The following is a 17012-nucleotide window of genomic DNA, read 5'->3' as shown; positions in this document are numbered from 1 at the left end:
ATCAGCGTTTCTTCATCGCATCGAGCAGGGCCGCCCCCAGCGCGCCCTGGCCGCTGTCTTGCGGCTTGGCGGGTTTGGACGTCTTGCGCGCCGGGCCGCCCTGACGGCCCTTGGGTGCCGGACGCTCGCCGCGCTTGCCGCCGCCCTGGGCCGCGCCGCCCTCCTTGCGCATGGTCAGGCCAATGCGCTTGCGCGGGACGTCAACCTCGGTCACCCGCACCCGCACCACATCGCCGGCTTTCACCACCTCATGCGGATCCTTGACGAAACGGTCGGCGAGCTGGCTGACATGCACCAGCCCGTCCTGATGCACGCCGATGTCGACAAAGGCGCCGAAGGCCGCGACGTTGGTGACGGTGCCTTCGAGCGACATGCCGGGCTTGAGATCGGTGATCGACTCGATCCCCTCGGCAAAGCTCGCGGTCTTGAAGCTGGGGCGCGGGTCACGGCCGGGTTTCTGCAATTCGGCGAGGATGTCCTGCACCGTCGGCAGGCCGAAACTGGCGTCGGTAAAATCCTCGGCGCGCAGCCCCTTGAGCAGGCTTTCCTGCCCCATGATCTGGCGGATGTCGCGGCCGCAGGCCTTCACGATACGCCGCGCCACGTCATAGGCCTCGGGATGGACCGAAGAGGCATCGAGCGGCTCGTCGCCACCGTTGATGCGCAGGAAGCCCGCAGCCTGTTCGAAGGCCTTGGGCCCGATGCCCGAAACTTTGAGCAGCGAGCGGCGCGAGGCAAAGGCGCCCTGAGCATCGCGATGCGTCACGATGGCCTGCGCCAGCGAGGGGCCAAGCCCGGCGACATGTGCCAGAAGCGGCGCCGAGGCGGTATTGAGATCGACCCCGACAGCGTTCACCGCATCCTCGACCACCGCTTCCAGTGCCTTCGACAACTGACGCTGGTCGACATCGTGCTGGTACTGGCCGACGCCGATGCTTTCGGGCGTGATCTTGACCAGTTCAGCCAGCGGATCCTGCAAGCGCCGCGCAATCGAGACAGCGCCACGCAGGCTCACGTCCAGCTCGGGAAATTCCCGCGCTGCCAGTTCCGAGGCGGAATAGACCGAAGCGCCGGCCTCGGAGACCACCACCTTGGTGGGGGCCGGTCCCGCCGGCAGCCTCTTGAGCGTTTCGCCGACGAATTTCTCGGTCTCGCGGCTGGCGGTGCCATTGCCGATGGCGATCAGCTCGATGCCGTGTTTGCGCACAAGATGCAGCAGGGTCTCTTCCGATCCGCGGATGTCACGTTTCGGCGGGAAGGGATAGATCGTGGCGGTGTCCAGAAGCTTGCCGGTGGCGTCCACCACCGCCACCTTGACGCCGGTGCGGATGCCCGGATCGAGGCCCAGCGTGCACTTGGCACCGGCCGGGGCGGCCAGCAGAAGATCCTTGAGATTTCTGGAAAATACCCGGATCGCCTCGTCATGGGCGCGGCGGCGCAGCTCGGTCAGCAGATCCATGTACATCGACAGGCTGAGCTTGACCCGCCAGGTCCAGCCCGCCGCCTCGCGCAGCCAGCTGTCGCCGGGCGCATCCCCGGGAATGCCGATGGCGCGGGCGACGATACCGGTGGCGCGTTCGGTGCCGGCCTCGGGCTCGGGCTCGATGTCGAGGGTCAGGATGCCCTCCTTGGAGGCGCGCAGCACGGCAAGCGCCCGGTGGGCCGGCATGTCGGCCCATTTCTCGACATGGTCGAAATAATCCGAGAACTTGGCGCCGGCCTCTTCCTTGCCGGGCTGGACACGCGCGACCACCCGCGCCTCGGCTTTCATGAATTCGCGCAGCCGGCCCAGCAGATCGGCATTCTCGGAAAGCTCTTCGGCCAGGATGTCGCGGGCGCCGTCAAGCGCGGCCTTCACCGTCTCGACGTTTTCGCTCATGTACCCTTCCGCCAAAGCCTGGGGCGCAGCGCTGCGATCTTCCTGGATGGCGCGCAGCAGCGGCTCGAGCCCGTTTTCACGCGCGATCATCGCCTTGGTGCGCCGCTTGGGCTTGAACGGCAGATAGATGTCTTCCAGCGTCGCCTTGCTCTCGGCCCCGGCGATCTTTTTCGCCAGCGCATCGGTCAGTTTGCCCTGGCCCTTGATCGTCTCGAGGATGGCGGCGCGCCTGGCCTCCATCTCGCGCAGATAGGTCAGCCGGTCGCCCAGGGTGCGCAGCTGGGTGTCGTCGAGCCCGCCGGTCGCCTCCTTGCGGTAACGGGCGATGAAAGGCACGGTGGCGCCTTCGTCAAGCAGCGCGGTGGCGGCCTCCACCTGCCGCGGGTTGGCTGCGATCTCGCCAGCAATGGTGCGGGCGATGCGTTCGGCGGTCAAAGCGGGAATCTGGCTCAAGGACGGCTCCTGTCGTTCGGGAGCAAAGTCATACCGACCCCGCCCCCGTCACGCCAGTCAAAAGGATCCGGGCCGCGGCGCCAGGTGACGCCACGGGCGGCGAAACTGGCAAAGGCGCGGGCGAGAATGCAAATGGCAGTGGATGAGGAGCCGATAGCCCGGCCAGGGCGGGATACGGCTACGGCGCGCAAATCGTCGCGCGCCGGCCGTCCTGGGGGCGGTTGGAGGGAGGAGCCTGCCGGCCCCTCCCGTCCTTGTTCAGCTTCCGGCGCGGGCCTGAAGGAATTCGCCGACCTCGAGCAGGATCAGTTCGTTGTCGTCACGCGCACCAAGCGCGCGGCCGACCGAGAACGGAAAGTTGTTGTCGTTGCCGACGATGATGTGGCTTTCGTCCACCCGGTCAACATCCTCGATGGTGACAAAAGGAAAGGTGAACCGCCCGTCTTCGCGCTGGCCCTGGCGGGCGAGGCCCTCGGGGTCCTGCATGTCGAGCAGGTCGATATAGGCCACCTTCTGCACCGGCTGGCCGGCTTCGACACCGGCGAAATCGATCATGTAGACGCGCTTGAACATCGCGGGTTTCGAGAAACACTCGTCGGTGGCGCCATCCTTGCAGGCCAGTTCCGCATCGCCCTGCCCACCGTCACGTTCGATCACCAGCCCGCGGGTCTCGTCGATCATGTTAAAATCGCCGATCGCGTGGGTCTCGCCTTCCAGCGGGTAGAACCAGGAGGTGCCCGTCCAGTCGCGGGTCGCGGCGTCCATCTCGAGGATGCGCAGCGCGGTGCGGCCGTCTTCGACCGTCTCATAGGCCGCGCCGGTCCAGAGCGGACCTTCGAGCATCGGGTAAAGCGTCGTGCCATCGACCGAGGCCGCGAACCCCTCGTAGCCCCGCGAGCGCTTGGCGGTATGGCCGGGCTTTGCGGCGTCGGGGTTGCCGAGGCGCAGGAAGGGGTTGTCGGGCGACATCACGATCTCGCCGTCGACGAGGGTTTCGTGGAACTCCTTCATCACCCCGGTCTCGCGGTCAAAGACCATGACGAAGGGGCCGAATTCGTCACCGATGACAATGTCATCGCCGACCATCTGAAAACCTTCGATGTCGAAATCCGCGCCGGTCAGGTAGCGGCTCTTGGTGCCTTCCATGGTGATCGGGAAGGGCACGATGCCCTCGGGATCGCTGAGGAAGGTGGTCTTGACCACCTCGACCGCGCCACTGGCGAAATCAGGCCGCACCACCGAAAAGAACAGCATCGCGTCGGGCGAATTGACCTTGGAGCCGAAACCGTTGTCGGTCAGCACGTAGAAGCTGCCGTCGCCCACGGTCTTGATGCCGGAAAAGCCCTGAAGCGGCTGGCCGTTGAAGGGCAGCGCGGCGCCATCGGTCGGCGCGACGTCGGAGCGACGGTTGCCTTCGCCGGTGAACTTGCCCGAGGTTTGCAGCGTGGCCGGGGCGTCGGCGGGCGCGGCGATCAGGGTTTCGGCCGGAAGCACGGCATGGCCGGCGAGCCTGGCGTCGAACTTGACCGCTTCGGCGGTGGCGAATGTGGCGGTGCTGGCGAGAAGACCAGCCAAAAGAATGCGCGTCATGCGGCTCTCCTTGGTGAGTGTACCGCGCTGACCTAAGCGGCCGACATTGCATCCGCATGTCGCTTTGGTTGCAGTTCCGTGACGCTGCCGCCGGTGCCTCAGCCGGCCGGCAGATCCCAGACCCGGATCACCTCGCCGCCCGCGCGCATCGCCGCCAGATCGTCGGCGCTTGGCATAGCCATCGGCGCCTCGGGCGGCGCCTGGCCTTCCAGCCGCCCGGCATAGACCCAGGCGCCGAAACATGCCTCTCCGGGAACGAGCGTCGCGGTCAGCTGCGGCACCCAGCTGCGTGGGACCAGCACATTGGTATTGGGTTCCGGCATCACCACGCGGGGCGCGCGGCGCGTAACACCGGGAAAGGGCGCCGCGACATCGATGATGCAGCTTGCGTCCTGCGCCGTCACCATCCGCGCCATCCGGTCTGTCAGCTCAGGCTGCAACGCCGGCCCCGGCGTCGGGTCATCGCGGCGAAGGGCAAAGCCGCCCTCGACGGTCTGCACATGTCGCGCGGAACTGATCCGGTGGATGCGCAGGTGCCAGGGCGGGCGCGCCAGCAGCCAGGTTTCCACCGCGACCTCGGGCATCGGCGACCAGGCGGAATAAAGCCAGTCCGGCCCGATCCGCGCCATGCTCTCGCGGCAGCGCACCATGGCCAGATCGCCCTCTTCGGAAAACGCCAGCATGTTGTCGAACGGCCCGTTTCGGAACGCGCGTCCCTCGGTTTCCACGCTGAACCCGTAGCGGGTGGAATAGGCGAATTTGTTGTATTTCTCGGCCGTGCGGCCAAAGGTCGGCGAGCGCTGGCCGCCGGCCAGCACGGTCACGTCGCCCCGGTCTTCGAATTTCACCATGCCCGGCTCCGGCAGGCTGACGACCTGCGGGCGCTCTTTCGGCGCGGCCTCTTCCGCGGCCCAGAACGGATGATCGGCGGCCAGCGCCAGCGGCGCAAAGGCCTTCATCGCCCAATAGGGCGAACCGGGAGAATTGTAGCGCTCGGACATGCTAAGCTGAGGGTAGCCGTAGCCGATGCTCAGCGTCCCGCGCGGGTCGCAGATCGGCTTGTCCGACCACCAGCGCAGATTGCGCGCCCAGAAACCGCGGATGTCCCCCCAGGGCAGCACCTCTTCCCCGGCCAGCGCCAGCGTGCCCCAGAACCCCGCATGGGCAAAGCGGTAGGTTAGCGAGCGCCCATAGGGCAGCGCCGCGCCATCGGCGGCATACCAATGGGCGATTTGCGGCGCGAAACGCCGCGCCCGTTCGCGGAACCTCTCGCGGCGGGCGCCGTCGCCCTCGGGGCCGTATTGGGCATAGATCAGCCCGTAGAAATGCATGGCAAAGGGGATGTAGTGATCGGCCTGCCGGCTCGATCCGTCGCGATACCAGCCATTGCCCATGTCCCATCCCTCCAGCCGGTCGAGATTGCCCTCGATGATCGTCAGGTCATGGTCGATCCCCACGCGGCGCAGCCCCAGCGACACCAGAACATGAAAGAAATTCCAGTTGTTGGGCGCAGGCGTCTGATGCAGCGAGTTCAGCAGCCAGTCGCGCAGGCAGTCGCGGCCGCGCGGGCTCAGCCCGTCCCAGAACACATCCGGCGCCAGCGCCAGAGCGTAGCCGATGGCGGCGCTTTCGACCATGCGCTGATCGCGGTCGGTGACCGGGCCCCAGTATTCGGGATGCGCCGGATCGGCGCCATTGTTCAGCCCGTCGACAAATTTCTCGATGCCGTAGAACCGCCCGCCGCCCGCCAGAAGCGGCGCCAGCCCCCAGAAGGGCCGCACCAGCCCCTCGAGATCGGCCGCCGCGGCATGAAAATGCGCCCCGGTCGCGCCGAGGGTGACCCGCGCACAGCCGGGCGAAAAGGCCTCGAGCAGCGGCGCGGTGAGATCGACCACCGCCTGTTGCGCGTCGGCGCGGGTGGCAAAGGAATTGCCGGCCATCGGGTTGCCCATGGCCTGGTTCGTGAGGTCTTTCATCATGCCACCAGATGTCGTTTGCGCGGGTCCGGGATCGGCACCGCCGAAATGAGACGTTGGGTATAGGGCGCCTGCGGGGCATCGCAGATCTGCACGGCCGGGCCGGTCTCGACCACGCGGCCCTTGTGCATCACCGCCACACGGTCGCAGAAATAGCGCACCACGCCGATGTCATGGGCGATGAACAGGATCGCCAGGTCGAGCTCGTCGCGCAGGTCGAGCAGCAGATCGAGGATCTGCGCCCGGATCGAGCCGTCGAGCGCCGAGGTCGCCTCGTCGGCGATGATCACCCGCGGATCGAGCGCGATGGCCCGGGCGATGCCGATGCGCTGGCGCTGGCCGCCCGAGAAGGCATGCGGATAGCGCTCCATCGCAGAGGCCGGCAGGCCGACACGTTCCAGCAGTTCCCCCACACGCTTGCGCAACGCCGCGCCCTTGAGCAGCCCGCCCACCAGCAGCGGTTCGCCGATGATCTGTTCGACCGTCATGCGGGGGTTGAGCGAGCCGTATGGATCCTGAAAGATCATCCGCATCTCGCGGTACACCTGCCCGTCGCGAAAGCTCGCCCTGTCGGTCAGATCCCTGGTGCCGCCGTCGCGCAGGTGATAGACCGCCCGGCCCTGTTGCGGCTGAAACCGCCCCATGAGCACCCGCGCCAGCGTGGTCTTGCCGGAACCGCTCTCACCGACGATGCCGAGGATCTCGCCGCGCCGCAGCGCGATCGACACGTCCTCCAGCGCCTGCACCCCGCCGGAAAGCTTGCGTAGCAGCTTCTTCTTGCTTGGAAAGGCCAGTGACAGGCCCTGCGTCTCGATCAGCACCTCGTCCGAGGCCGGGGTGCCGCGCCCGTGGGGGGCCTCGTCGAGCCCCATCGAGGCTTTCAGCAGCTTCCTGGTGTAGGCATGTGCCGGGGCGTGAAACACCTGATCCACCGGCCCGGTCTCGACCACCGCACCATGCAGCATGACGACCACATGATCGGCGATCTCGGCCACCACGCCCATGTCATGGGTGATGAACATCACCGCCATGTCGCGACTATCCTGCAAACCTTTCAGAAGCTTGAGAATCTCCGCCTGGGTTGTCACATCCAGCGCGGTGGTCGGCTCGTCGGCAATCAGGATATCCGGCTCGCAGCCCAGCGCCATGGCGATCATCGCCCGCTGCCGCATGCCGCCGGAATATTCAAAGGGATATTTGTCGATCGCCGCTTCGGGGTCGGCGATCTGCACCGCCCGCAGGGCATCGATCGCCTTGGCCCGCGCCTCGGCCGGGGTCACGTCCTGATGCAGCAGGATCGCTTCGATGATCTGCTGGCCGATGGTGTGCACCGGGCTGAGCGAGGACATCGGCTCTTGAAAGATCATCGCGATGCGGGCGCCGCGCACCGCCCGGATCTCGGCGCCGTCGGGGTCGAGGCCCGAAAGCTCCACCCGCTGCCCCGCCGCCACATCGACAAGGTTGATCGCGCCGGATTTGATCACCGCCGGTTCGACAATGTTCAGCACCGCCCGCGCCGTCACCGATTTGCCGGAGCCGGATTCACCGACGAAACAGGTGGTCTCGCCGAGTTTCAGATCGAAACTGACGTCCGAAATCGCCACCGTCTCGCCCTTGCGGTGCGGAAAGGCCACCGAAAGGCCGCGGACTTCGAGAACGGTATCCTTCATGTCTGTCTCCTCACTTGGCATAGGGGTCGGCGGCGTCGCGCAGACCGTCACCGATGAAATTCATCGCCAAGACGGCGATCACGATGGCCGCACCGGGCAGAAGCAGCCAGGGCGCGGTGGCCAGCGTGCGGATATTCTGCGCCTCTTGCAGCAGCACGCCCCAGGAAATCACCGGCGCTTGCAGCCCGAGGCCCAGGAAGGAGAGCGCGGTTTCCGCCAGGATCATCGCCGGCACCGCCAGCGAAGCGGCCGTGATGATGTGGCTGGTGAAGGCGGGCACCATGTGGCGGAGGATCACCCGCAGATGCGAACAGCCGTCATAGCGCGCGGCGGCGACGTAATCCTCGCCATTGAGCGCCAGAAAGCGGCCGCGCACCACCCGCGCCAACTCGGTCCAGCCGAGGAAGGACAGGATCAGGGTAATGGCGAAATAGGTCTGCAAAGGCGACCAGTCCGACGGCATCGCCGCCGCCAGCCCCATCCAGAGCGGAATGGTGGGCAGCGAGCGTAAGAACTCGATGGCGCGTTGCGTGACGGCGTCGAACCAGCCGCCGAAATAGCCCGCCGCACCGCCGATGATGACCCCCAGCACCAGGCTCATGATCACGCCCACCAGCCCGACCGAGAGCGAGATCTGCGTGCCATAGACCAACCGCGAGAACATGTCGCGGCCCAGCCGGTCGGCCCCGAAGAGATAGAAGGGATCGCGGTTGCGCTCTGGCCCCAGCAGGTGGATGTCGGTCGGGATCAGACCGAACAGCTTGTACTCCCAGCTGCGCTTGAAGAAGCTGAGATAGATCTTCTTGTCCTCGTCGATGACAAAGGTGCGGCGCAGGGCTTCCGGCTCGATTTCCACCGAATAGCCGTAGACATAGGGCCGAATCGCCCAGCCGTCGTCTGCGCGATCAATGAAATGCAGCGCCTGCGGCGGCGCATAGGTGTATCGCGCCTTGACGTCGCCGGGATCGTTCGGGGCGACGAAGCCAGCGAACAGGGCAACAAAGACAAAGAGCGCCAACACCCAGAGGCTGATCACCGCCAGCCGGTGCTTGGCGAAACGGCGGCGGATCAGCTGCCACTGGCTTTCGGTGCCGTGCCTGGTGTCTATGCGGGGATCGACCTCGCCTATCGGGGCTTCGGGCGTGTCACTGACCGCGCCGATGCGGGTGTCTGGGGAATTTGCGGGGGTTGTGAGGGTCATCAATTGGCTCCCACCATGCCAAGCCGGATGCGCGGATCGATCCAGGCCAGCAGAAGATCGGAAATCAGGGTGCCCACAAGCGTCAGCAGCCCCATGAACATGATCAGCGCGCCGGCAAGGTACATGTCCTGGCTCAAGAGCGCGCGCAGCAGGATCGGCGAGAGCGTCGGCAGGTTCAGCACGATGGCGGTCACGAAGGACGACGAGATCACCGTCGGCAGCACCCAGCCGATGGTCGAGACCAGCGGATTCATCGCCACGCGCACCGGGTAGCGCCAAATCAGCCGCCGCCGGGTCAGCCCCTTGGCGCGGGCGGTCAGCACATAGGGTTTGTTCAACTCGTCGAGCAGGTTGGCGCGCAGCACCCGCACCAGTTGCGCCGCGCCGGCGGTGGAAATTACCAGGATCGGCGCCCAGACGTGGCTGGCGAAATCAAGGAAACGGTCAAGCGACCAGCGGGCGTTCATGTATTCTGGCGAAAACAGCCCGGTGATGGTCACGCCGAACCAGTTGTAACAGATGTACATCAAGACCAACGCAAACAGGAAGTTGGGGATGGCGAGGCCGAGAAAGCCAAGCACGGTGGCGACGTAATCGCCCAGAGAATACTGGTTGACCGCGGAATAGATGCCGATCGGGATCGACACCGCCCACATGACCACCACGGCGGTCAGTTCGACGGCCAGCGAAATGCCGATGCGCTGCGAGAAGATCTCGGACACCGGGGTCTGCATCTCGAAGCTGTAGCCGAAATCGCCGCGCAGCATTTCCGAGAACCAGGCCCAGTATTGCACCAGAACCGGCGAATCCAGCTTGTAGCGGTCGCGCAGCGCGGTGATCGTATCCTGATCGACGCTTTCGCCGGCGGCCGAAAGGCTGGCGATGTAGGATGTCACGAAATCGCCCGGCGGCAGTTGGATCACCACGAAGACGACAACCGACAAGGCCAGAAGCGTCAGGATCATCGTCACCAGCCTGCGGGCCAGATAGGTCAACATGCGCGTCTCCTCCCCTGGATATACGCAATGGTTCGGGCGCGGACGGTTGCCCGCGCCCGGTTGTGCTTACTTCTTGTAAAAGAGCTGCGCGGTTTCCATCGGACCGGGCTGCGGATACATCCAGGTATAGACCTGCCCCTCCGGCACGTTACCAAGCTGCGCATTGGCCACCACGTAGCCATCAGCCGGAAGCACGGTGCCCATCACATAGAACTGCTCTGCCGCGATTTGCAGGATCTCGTCGAACAGCTCTTTCTGCTTCGCCTTGTCCGCCGTGGCGATCAGCTCGATATAGAGGTCCATCTGCGTCTGGACCGCGGCCGGGGGAGCTTCGGCCAGCTTGCTGCCATCGTTCATGAAATACTGCGCCCATTTCTCGGCGAAGGCGGATTCAAGATTGAAGGGAAAGTAATAGCGCGGGTCGAGCAGCGCGTCGTTCAGCCCGCCATCGCCCCACCAGACATGCATGTCGTGGGTGTTGTTCTGGATCCGCTCGTAGACAAGGCTGCGCTCGGCGTTGCGGGCGTCCAGATCGATGCCGATTTCCTTCCAATGCTCGACAATCAGCTGGGCGATGTCGTTGAACTCGATCTGATCCGACGGCGAGAAAAGCTGAATGCGGATCGGTTCGCCGTCAAATCCCAGCCGGGTGCCGTCGCCGTCGCGCTCGGTCAGGCCCAGCCCGTCCAGCAAAGCGTTGGCAGCGTCGGGATCGTAGTCGGTGAACTGCTTGGCCAGCGTCTCGTTGTAGAATTGCGAGCTGGGGCGCGGCGCGGCCTGATAGGGCTCGCCCTGGCCGGCAAAGACCACATCGATGATCTCTTCGCGGTCCATCGCCATCGAGAGCGCGGCGCGAAAGTCCTTTTCGTTGTAGAGCTTGCGCTTTTCCGGGTCGTCATGGGTCAGGTTGAGCTGAAAGATTGCGTGGTTCATCCGCGCGTCGGTTGTGGCCTTCAGCGAATAGCCGCCGCCGTCCTGACCGTCATAGATCACCGGCTTGTTGGTCACGGTGGCGAAGTGACGATTGGAGAAATCGATCTCGCCATTGACCACCTTGAGCACGATGTCCTCGACGTTCTCGGTCTGGACCATCTGCACCTTGTCGATATAGGGCAGCTGCTGGCCCTCGGTGTCGACCTTGAAGAAATAGGGATTGCGCTCCCATTCGATCAATTGGTTCAGCCCGTCATAAGGCGTGACCTGGCGCCAGGCAAAGAGCAGCGGGCGCTCTTCGTCGACAAAGTTGAAGGAACAGCTTTGCTCGATGGCCTGGGACCAGCTGTCGAAGCCCGCCGCCTTGGCGGTCTCATTGGCATCGGGGCTGACATCGGGGAAATACTTGCCGCAATAATGCTTGGCCGCGTTGACGATGAACTGCCCCTCGACCGAGGCCATGCGCTCCAGAAACAGCCCGTTGGGATCACTCAAGGTCAGCTTGAAGGTCAGCGGATCGATGACCTCGCCGCGCATCTTGCTCCACTCGAAACCGTTGGCCTTGCGCCCGCCATAAGCCGGGCTCGACATCACATCGACGGCGAATTTCAGGTCTTCGGCGGTAAAGGGTTCGCCATCCGACCACTTGTGGCCCTCGCGCAGGTAGAAGGTAAACTCGGTCGCATCGTCGTTGACCTCGAAGCGTTCGGCCACATTGGGCACGACCTCGGTCCATTCGTAGTCATAGGCCACCAGCGGCTGATACCCCACGGTGCGACGGATCCAGCCGGTGTCATAGGTGCCCTTGAGCGCCGAACGCCAGGTGCCGCCATAGCTGCCGACCTCCTCCATCGGTGTCACCACCATCGGTTTCGCCGGCAGGCGATCCTGAACCGGCGCCAGAGTTCCGGCCTCGACCGCCGCCTTCAGGTCCGGCGCCTGGCTGTAGTCCTGGCCAAAGGCCGGACCGGCCAGCGCGACCAGCGCGGCCATCGATATTCCCGTGAAACTCGTATTCAGCATGTAACTCTCCTCCCATGGATTGCTGTAATGTCGTCTCAGCCCCCGCCGGGGCTGCAAAGCGCATGCAGGTGCCCGATGTCGTCCCGAAACTGCTCCGCCGTGTCCTCGCGCACGAATTCGAGAAAGCCGGTGCGGGGGTGCGGCCAATGCGGCGCCGGCGTCCAGGCGGCAAAAAGCGCGTGCCAGTCGGCGAGGCCCTCGGCCAGCGGCCGGCGCTGCTGGCCGGTTTCGGTCATGATCCAGTGAAAGACGTGCAGATCCCCCAGCCAAGGCTGCAACATCCGCAGCTCCTCGAGCCAGCGTGTCCGGCCCCGCCCCGGCACCGGCTGCCAGTAGCTGAACAGGTTGTCGTCATCCGCCGCCCGCATCAGGGCGCGCGCATCCTCGGCCTCTTCAGTCAGCGAGTTGCGGTGGTATTCGACGCTGACGGTGATGCCCCGGGCTTCGGCGGCGCGCGCCATCTGGCCAAGGTCTCTCGCCGTGTCGGCAAAGGCCGCCTCCCCGGCCTCGTCCCGCCGTGCGGTTCCGGCCCAGACCCGGATATTGCCGGCGCCCAGGATTTCGGCCGTGGCCAGCACCGCATCGAAATCCTTGCAACACCCCGGTGTTCCGGCCCGCACATAAGAGCCGTAAGAGGCCGGCAGCACGCCGCGTTCCGCGCAGATCGCCCGCACCCGCGCGGCCAGATCGGCATTGCCCGGCGGCACATGTGTGTCGCCGCCCCATTCGATTGCCGCGACGCCGGTGCGCGCCGCCAGATCGATCACCGCCTCGGGCGTCAACGCCCGAAAGGTGACGGAGCAGAGACCGGGGCGGATCATGCCACCCGCTCCCAGTCGGCGATGACCACCTCGTTCTGCATCGGCTCGTCGCGGGTAAACCGGCCGATATCGTCCAGCACCAGTTCGGTCATCGCGCAGACCTCGCAGCCGAAGGAGCCGGCGATATGCGGGGTGATCGTCACATTCGGCATGTCCCAGAGCGGCGAGGTGTCGGGCAGCGGCTCCGGGTCGGTCACGTCGAGCACCGCAAAAAGCCGGCCGCCCGACATCGCCGCCTCGAGCGCAGCGCTGTCGATGATCCGCCCGCGCGCGGTATTGATCAGAAGCGCGCCGTCGCGCATCCGGGCAAATTCAGCCTCGCCAAAGCTGCGTTCGGTTGTCGGCAACAACGGCTGGTGCAGGCTGACCACGTCGCTGCGCCGCAACAGCACGGCCATCTCGACCTTCTTCGCGCCGAAAGAGGCGGCGGTTTCGGCGCTGACAAAAGGATCGTGCAGCAATACCGAGACGCCGTGCCGGCGCAGGTCCTCGGCCACCCGCCGCCCGATGCGCGAGGCGCCGATGATGCCGACGGTGCGGCCGGCATTGCCCAGCGGGCCGCCGAACCGGGTGTTGCGGGTGTCGATCCGAGACCGTTTCTCGCGGTAGAGGCTGCGCCAGTCCGCCACCCGCTTCAGATGCAGCAGGATATGCGCCAGGGTGAATTCCGCCACCGGCTTGGCATTGGCCTCGGCCGCGCTGACGACGCGCAGCCCCGAGCTGGCCACGCCCTGGGTCAGCACGCCTTTCACGGTGCCGGCGAGATGCGCGATCAGCTTGAGCCGTGGCATCCGCTGGCGCAGCTCGGCGTCCACCGGGTGCGATTTCCAGCCGGTCACCAGGATATCGACCTGGGGTAACAGCGCCGCCATCTCGGGGCGGCGCAGATCCGGCACCGGATCCGCCTGCAACAGCTCGGTCAGCCGGCCCAGCCGTGTGCGCGCCTCGGTGCAGCACGGGGCGGGAAAGTGGATGTCGAACTCGGCCGGCGACAGCTGAATTAGAGATGTGAAGCGCATTCGGCTCTCCTTGCGGTTCCTGCCATTGCAAGGATATTTGCACGACTTGCATTATTGCGCAAGTTTTGCGGTCCATCTGCAAGAAATTTGCACAAAACTCGCCGAGCATTGCAACTCTTTGATTTTGTGTCGCTAATTTGCCTCGATTACGGATTCACCGCGGTGCAGCACGACCTGTGTCTGAATTTGCTGGGTCGGTCGAAGCGGCTCCAGGCTCCGCAATGCGAGTATGCGAATCGATTCCGCACCAAGAAATTCCCAGTCCACCGCAAGCGTGCTGAGCAGCGGCGAGGACAGTTCCGCCACCGGCAAACCGTTGAACCCCAGCAGCGAAACCTGCCGCGGCACCTCGATTCCGCGCATCCGCAATTCCTGCATTGCCGTCAGCGCGACATTGTCAGCCGCACAGAAGACCGCCGAATAGGCAAAATCGCCGCTCTCCAGCAGATCGTTCAGGGTGACCCTGGCAGCATGTTCAGTCACATTGGGCAATTCGATGTTGTCGCATTTCAGCCCCGCCACATCCGCGCCGTCGATGCCGGCGCGAAACCCGTCGGTCCGGGCGCTGAGGGTCCAGCGCCGCCGGGTGCCAAGGTGCAGAATGCGGCGATGGCCCATCGAAACCAGATATTGCGCCGCCAGTTGCCCGCCGAAAAAATTGTTCGGCGCAACCTGGTCATGGCGCATCGTCGGATCGAGCCCGTTGACGATAACCGTGGGATGCCCCTTGTTTTTCAGGCGTTCACTTACATTGTGACAGGGATCGACACCGGCAAAGAGCACGCCGGTTTCCGGGCCTCCGAGGATCTTTTCCGGGATCTCTCCATCGTCGCCCAGCAGCGCCAGTTCGATCGGCAGACCGGCTTTCTTCGCGGCTTTCTGAATCCCGGTAATCACGAAATGATAGATCGAGCCGGAGCCGGTGTTGATATCGACCTGATTGAGAAACAGCAGCGCCCGCTGCATCTTGTGGGCCGCAACGGCACTGCCGGGGCCGCCCGTCGGGCCGGTGACAGGCGTGCCAAGATCGGCGGCGGCGCGCATGACCTTTTCCGCCGTCGCCGGGCTGATCCCAGGTGCGCCCGACAACACCCGTGACACGGTGGAAACCGAAACACCCACCGCGCGGGCGATGTCTTCCTGTCTGACCCTGGACTGCCGCACAACCGCTCTCCTGACTGAACTCACGGCGACCCGGTCGCCCTGCCCCGTTTTCTGCCGAAACTTCGGGTGATGCAAGTTTTTTGCAAGCGGTGCAAGTGCGGCCTGCTACGGTCCTAGATGTGCTCGCCGGATGAAGACTTTCCGCCCTGGTGATGAAAATGTTTCGCTCGTCCGAAAGATGCGGTTACAAGCGCCGCATGAAAAAAGTCACCGCCAAGGATGTCGCCGCCCTCGCCGGGGTTTCCGTCTCTGCCGTGTCGCGGGCCTATCGCGCCGATGGCGCGATTGCCGATGACAAGCGCAAGGCGATCTTTGCCGCCGCCGGCAAGCTTGGCTACATCAGCAGCGTCGACAAGGTTCTGGCCACCCAGGCCACCAACACCATCGCCATGGTGGTGAGCGAGATGCACAATCCGTTTTATCCCGTTGCCATCGACGAACTGACCCGGCAGTTGCCCGAACGCGGGCTCAAGGCGATCATGCATGTGGTGCCCTCGGCCGAAGACGTCGACACGGTGATCCGGCAGGTTCTGGATTTCCGCACCGAAGGCGTGATCCTGGCCAGTTCGACCATGACCTCGCGCCTGGCCCGCGCCTGCCGCGAGAACGGCATTCCGGCGGTGCTGCTCAACCGCGTGCAATCCGACAGCAGCATGATGGCGGTCTGTTGCGACAATTACGGCGGCGCCAAGCAGGTTGCCGCGCGTTTTCTGGCCGGCGGGCGCCAGCGCATTGCCTTTATCGGCGGGCGGCGCGACACCTCTACCCATCTCGAACGGATGCGTGGATTTCGCGACCATCTGGAAGAGGCCGGCCGCGAGATCGCCCGTCAATTCGACGGCGGATACGATTATCAACAGGCCTATGCCGCCGCGCAGGACCTTCTGGCGCTGCGCCCCTTGCCTGACGCGGTGTTCTGCGCCAATGACATCATGGCCATCGCGGTGCTGGATGCCGCCCGGATCAAGGGCGTCGCGGTGCCCCAGGAACTGGCGGTGATCGGCTTTGACGACATCCCGATGGCGTCGTGGGAATCCTATCGGCTGACCACCATCCGCCAGCCAGTGAAGCGGATGCTGGGACAGGCGGTCGATATCATCCTGAGCGCCGATGTCGCCAGTGGCGCCGGCGATATCCGAATCCTGCAAGGCGAGCTGCAAAGCCGCGAAAGCGGATAGTGAAAATTTTTCATTGCACGCGGCAAGAGTTGCGAAGCCGCTGCGATCTGTGCCTTCTCCTCCCGATACGCCCGATTGGTGGGCAGATCATGAATTCTTGGGAGGATTGCAATGAATTTGCATACTTTTGTCACCGGCGCTGCCATGGCGCTTTCCGCTCTGGCCGTTGCGGCTCCGGCGCAGGCCGAAACCCGGCTGGCCTTTGGCGCCACCAACTCGCAAAGCGCGCATTACGCCTATTTTGCCTCGTTGGCGAAAATCGTGAACACCGCCTACCCCGAGACCTATCAGGCCTCGGTGGTGGAAACCGGCGCCACGGTCGACAACCTGAAACGGATGGCGCGCGACCAGCTCGATATCGGCCTGATCACCACCTCGACGCTCTATCACGCCTATAACGGCGTCAAATCCTTTGACGGCCGGCCGGTCGAATCGAAACTGCTTTGGGCCTATTCGCTGGCCCCGCAGAACGTCGTGGTGCGCCGCGATTCCGGCATCACCGAGCTGGCCGCGCTTGCCGGCCAGAAATTCGGCCCCGGCATGCGCGGGTCCTCGACCGAGGCGACGGCGCTCGAGGTCTTCGATCTGCTCGAGATCACCCCCGACTGGGTGCGCGGCACCAACGGCGAGCAGGCCAATGCCATCAAGGACGACCGCTCGGAAGGGTTTGTCAAAAGCGCCGTCGGCACCTCCTTCGACGCGCTGACCACCGACATTGCCGCCTTCACCCCGCTTCAGGTGCTGGGTGTGTCCGACGACCAGGAGGCGAAGATCCGCGAAACCCTGCCCGAGCTTTCGATTGTCGAGATGCCGGGCGGCGAAATGGAGAATTCCGGGCCCTACACTGCCTGGGGCTTCATGATCGGCGTTTCGGCCCGCCCCGGCCTCGACGACCAGACCGCCTATGATCTGACCAAGGCGGTGATGGAGAACATGCCGGAACAGGCCGCCGCCTTTCCGACGGTCAAAGGGCTGAACCTGCCGGAGCTCACACTGCAATATGCAACCAGCCCGCTGCATCCCGGCGCGATCCGCTACTACGAGGAAATCGGCCTGACCGTGCCGGACCACCTCAAGTAAGCAAGACCCCAGAGGTCGGGGCGGCTC

12 protein-coding genes are annotated in these 17012 nt (G+C 64.8%); 2 read left to right on the top strand and 10 right to left on the bottom strand.

Features of this window, described 5'->3' with window-relative positions:
* Position 1: 1 nt before the first annotated feature.
* The 10 genes from BMW90_RS16830 to BMW90_RS16785 form a co-directional block, all read right to left on the bottom strand.
* Positions 2–2332: a Tex family protein gene (locus BMW90_RS16830; RefSeq protein WP_074837577.1), complete on the bottom strand. Its 2331-nt coding sequence runs from the start codon at positions 2330–2332 to the stop codon at positions 2–4.
* A gap of 258 nt (positions 2333–2590) precedes the next feature.
* On the bottom strand, positions 2591–3922 hold the full coding sequence (locus BMW90_RS16825) for an esterase-like activity of phytase family protein (RefSeq protein WP_074837576.1): 1332 nt from the start codon (positions 3920–3922) through the stop codon (positions 2591–2593).
* A 98-nt stretch (positions 3923–4020) separates the two neighbouring features.
* Positions 4021–5898, bottom strand: a complete 1878-nt coding sequence (locus BMW90_RS16820; protein ID WP_074837642.1) for a DUF2264 domain-containing protein — start codon at positions 5896–5898, stop codon at positions 4021–4023.
* Positions 5898–7568, bottom strand: coding sequence for a dipeptide ABC transporter ATP-binding protein (locus BMW90_RS16815; RefSeq protein WP_083416095.1), 1671 nt, complete (start codon positions 7566–7568; stop codon positions 5898–5900). Before BMW90_RS16815 ends, BMW90_RS16820 begins: the two co-directional genes overlap by 1 nt.
* Before the next feature lie 10 nt (positions 7569–7578).
* A complete protein-coding gene (locus BMW90_RS16810) occupies positions 7579–8769 on the bottom strand; it encodes an ABC transporter permease (RefSeq protein WP_083416094.1) in 1191 nt (396 codons plus the stop codon).
* On the bottom strand, positions 8769–9767 hold the full coding sequence (locus BMW90_RS16805) for an ABC transporter permease (RefSeq protein WP_048534496.1): 999 nt from the start codon (positions 9765–9767) through the stop codon (positions 8769–8771). The genes BMW90_RS16810 and BMW90_RS16805 overlap by 1 nt, the downstream gene beginning before the upstream one ends.
* 66 nt (positions 9768–9833) lie before the next feature.
* Positions 9834–11723, bottom strand: a complete 1890-nt coding sequence (locus tag BMW90_RS16800; RefSeq protein ID WP_074837574.1) for an ABC transporter substrate-binding protein — start codon at positions 11721–11723, stop codon at positions 9834–9836.
* 35 nt (positions 11724–11758) lie between these two features.
* The gene (locus BMW90_RS16795) at positions 11759–12544 is read right to left on the bottom strand and encodes a sugar phosphate isomerase/epimerase family protein (protein WP_074837573.1); all 786 of its coding nucleotides are present in this window, start codon (positions 12542–12544) and stop codon (positions 11759–11761) included.
* The gene (locus BMW90_RS16790; RefSeq protein WP_083416092.1) at positions 12541–13563 is read right to left on the bottom strand and encodes a hydroxyacid dehydrogenase; all 1023 of its coding nucleotides are present in this window, start codon (positions 13561–13563) and stop codon (positions 12541–12543) included. Before BMW90_RS16790 ends, BMW90_RS16795 begins: the two co-directional genes overlap by 4 nt.
* 132 nt (positions 13564–13695) lie before the next feature.
* Positions 13696–14727, bottom strand: a complete 1032-nt coding sequence (locus BMW90_RS16785; RefSeq protein WP_074837572.1) for a LacI family DNA-binding transcriptional regulator — start codon at positions 14725–14727, stop codon at positions 13696–13698.
* 197 nt (positions 14728–14924) lie between these two features.
* Between BMW90_RS16785 and BMW90_RS16780 the strand changes: the two genes are divergently transcribed.
* Together BMW90_RS16780 and BMW90_RS16775 are read left to right on the top strand one after the other, a co-directional pair.
* Positions 14925–15905: a LacI family DNA-binding transcriptional regulator gene (locus tag BMW90_RS16780; RefSeq protein WP_074837571.1), complete on the top strand. Its 981-nt coding sequence runs from the start codon at positions 14925–14927 to the stop codon at positions 15903–15905.
* Positions 15906–16016: 111 nt separating this feature from the next.
* Positions 16017–16985: a TAXI family TRAP transporter solute-binding subunit gene (locus BMW90_RS16775; protein ID WP_074837570.1), complete on the top strand. Its 969-nt coding sequence runs from the start codon at positions 16017–16019 to the stop codon at positions 16983–16985.
* Positions 16986–17012 lie beyond the last annotated feature (27 nt).

Source organism: Marinovum algicola, from assembly GCF_900109145.1.
In the GTDB taxonomy this organism is placed as follows: domain Bacteria; phylum Pseudomonadota; class Alphaproteobacteria; order Rhodobacterales; family Rhodobacteraceae; genus Marinovum; species Marinovum algicola.
The sequence above is the reverse complement of the archived record's forward strand: the minus strand, read 5'-3'. Positions and strand labels throughout refer to the sequence as shown.

Bases quoted from the DNA above. Each gene is read 5' to 3' on its own strand.
- BMW90_RS16775 (WP_074837570.1), top strand. From the start codon at position 16,017: ATGAATTTGCATACTTTTGTCACCGGCGCTGCCATGGCGCTTTCCGCT.
- BMW90_RS16810 (WP_083416094.1), bottom strand. From the start codon at position 8,769: ATGACCCTCACAACCCCCGCAAATTCCCCAGACACCCGCATCGGCGCG.
- BMW90_RS16795 (WP_074837573.1), bottom strand. From the start codon at position 12,544: ATGATCCGCCCCGGTCTCTGCTCCGTCACCTTTCGGGCGTTGACGCCC.
- BMW90_RS16815 (WP_083416095.1), bottom strand. From the start codon at position 7,568: ATGAAGGATACCGTTCTCGAAGTCCGCGGCCTTTCGGTGGCCTTTCCG.
- BMW90_RS16820 (WP_074837642.1), bottom strand. From the start codon at position 5,898: ATGAAAGACCTCACGAACCAGGCCATGGGCAACCCGATGGCCGGCAAT.
- BMW90_RS16825 (WP_074837576.1), bottom strand. From the start codon at position 3,922: ATGACGCGCATTCTTTTGGCTGGTCTTCTCGCCAGCACCGCCACATTC.
- BMW90_RS16780 (WP_074837571.1), top strand. From the start codon at position 14,925: ATGAAAAAAGTCACCGCCAAGGATGTCGCCGCCCTCGCCGGGGTTTCC.
- BMW90_RS16800 (WP_074837574.1), bottom strand. From the start codon at position 11,723: ATGCTGAATACGAGTTTCACGGGAATATCGATGGCCGCGCTGGTCGCG.
- BMW90_RS16790 (WP_083416092.1), bottom strand. From the start codon at position 13,563: ATGCGCTTCACATCTCTAATTCAGCTGTCGCCGGCCGAGTTCGACATC.
- BMW90_RS16805 (WP_048534496.1), bottom strand. From the start codon at position 9,767: ATGTTGACCTATCTGGCCCGCAGGCTGGTGACGATGATCCTGACGCTT.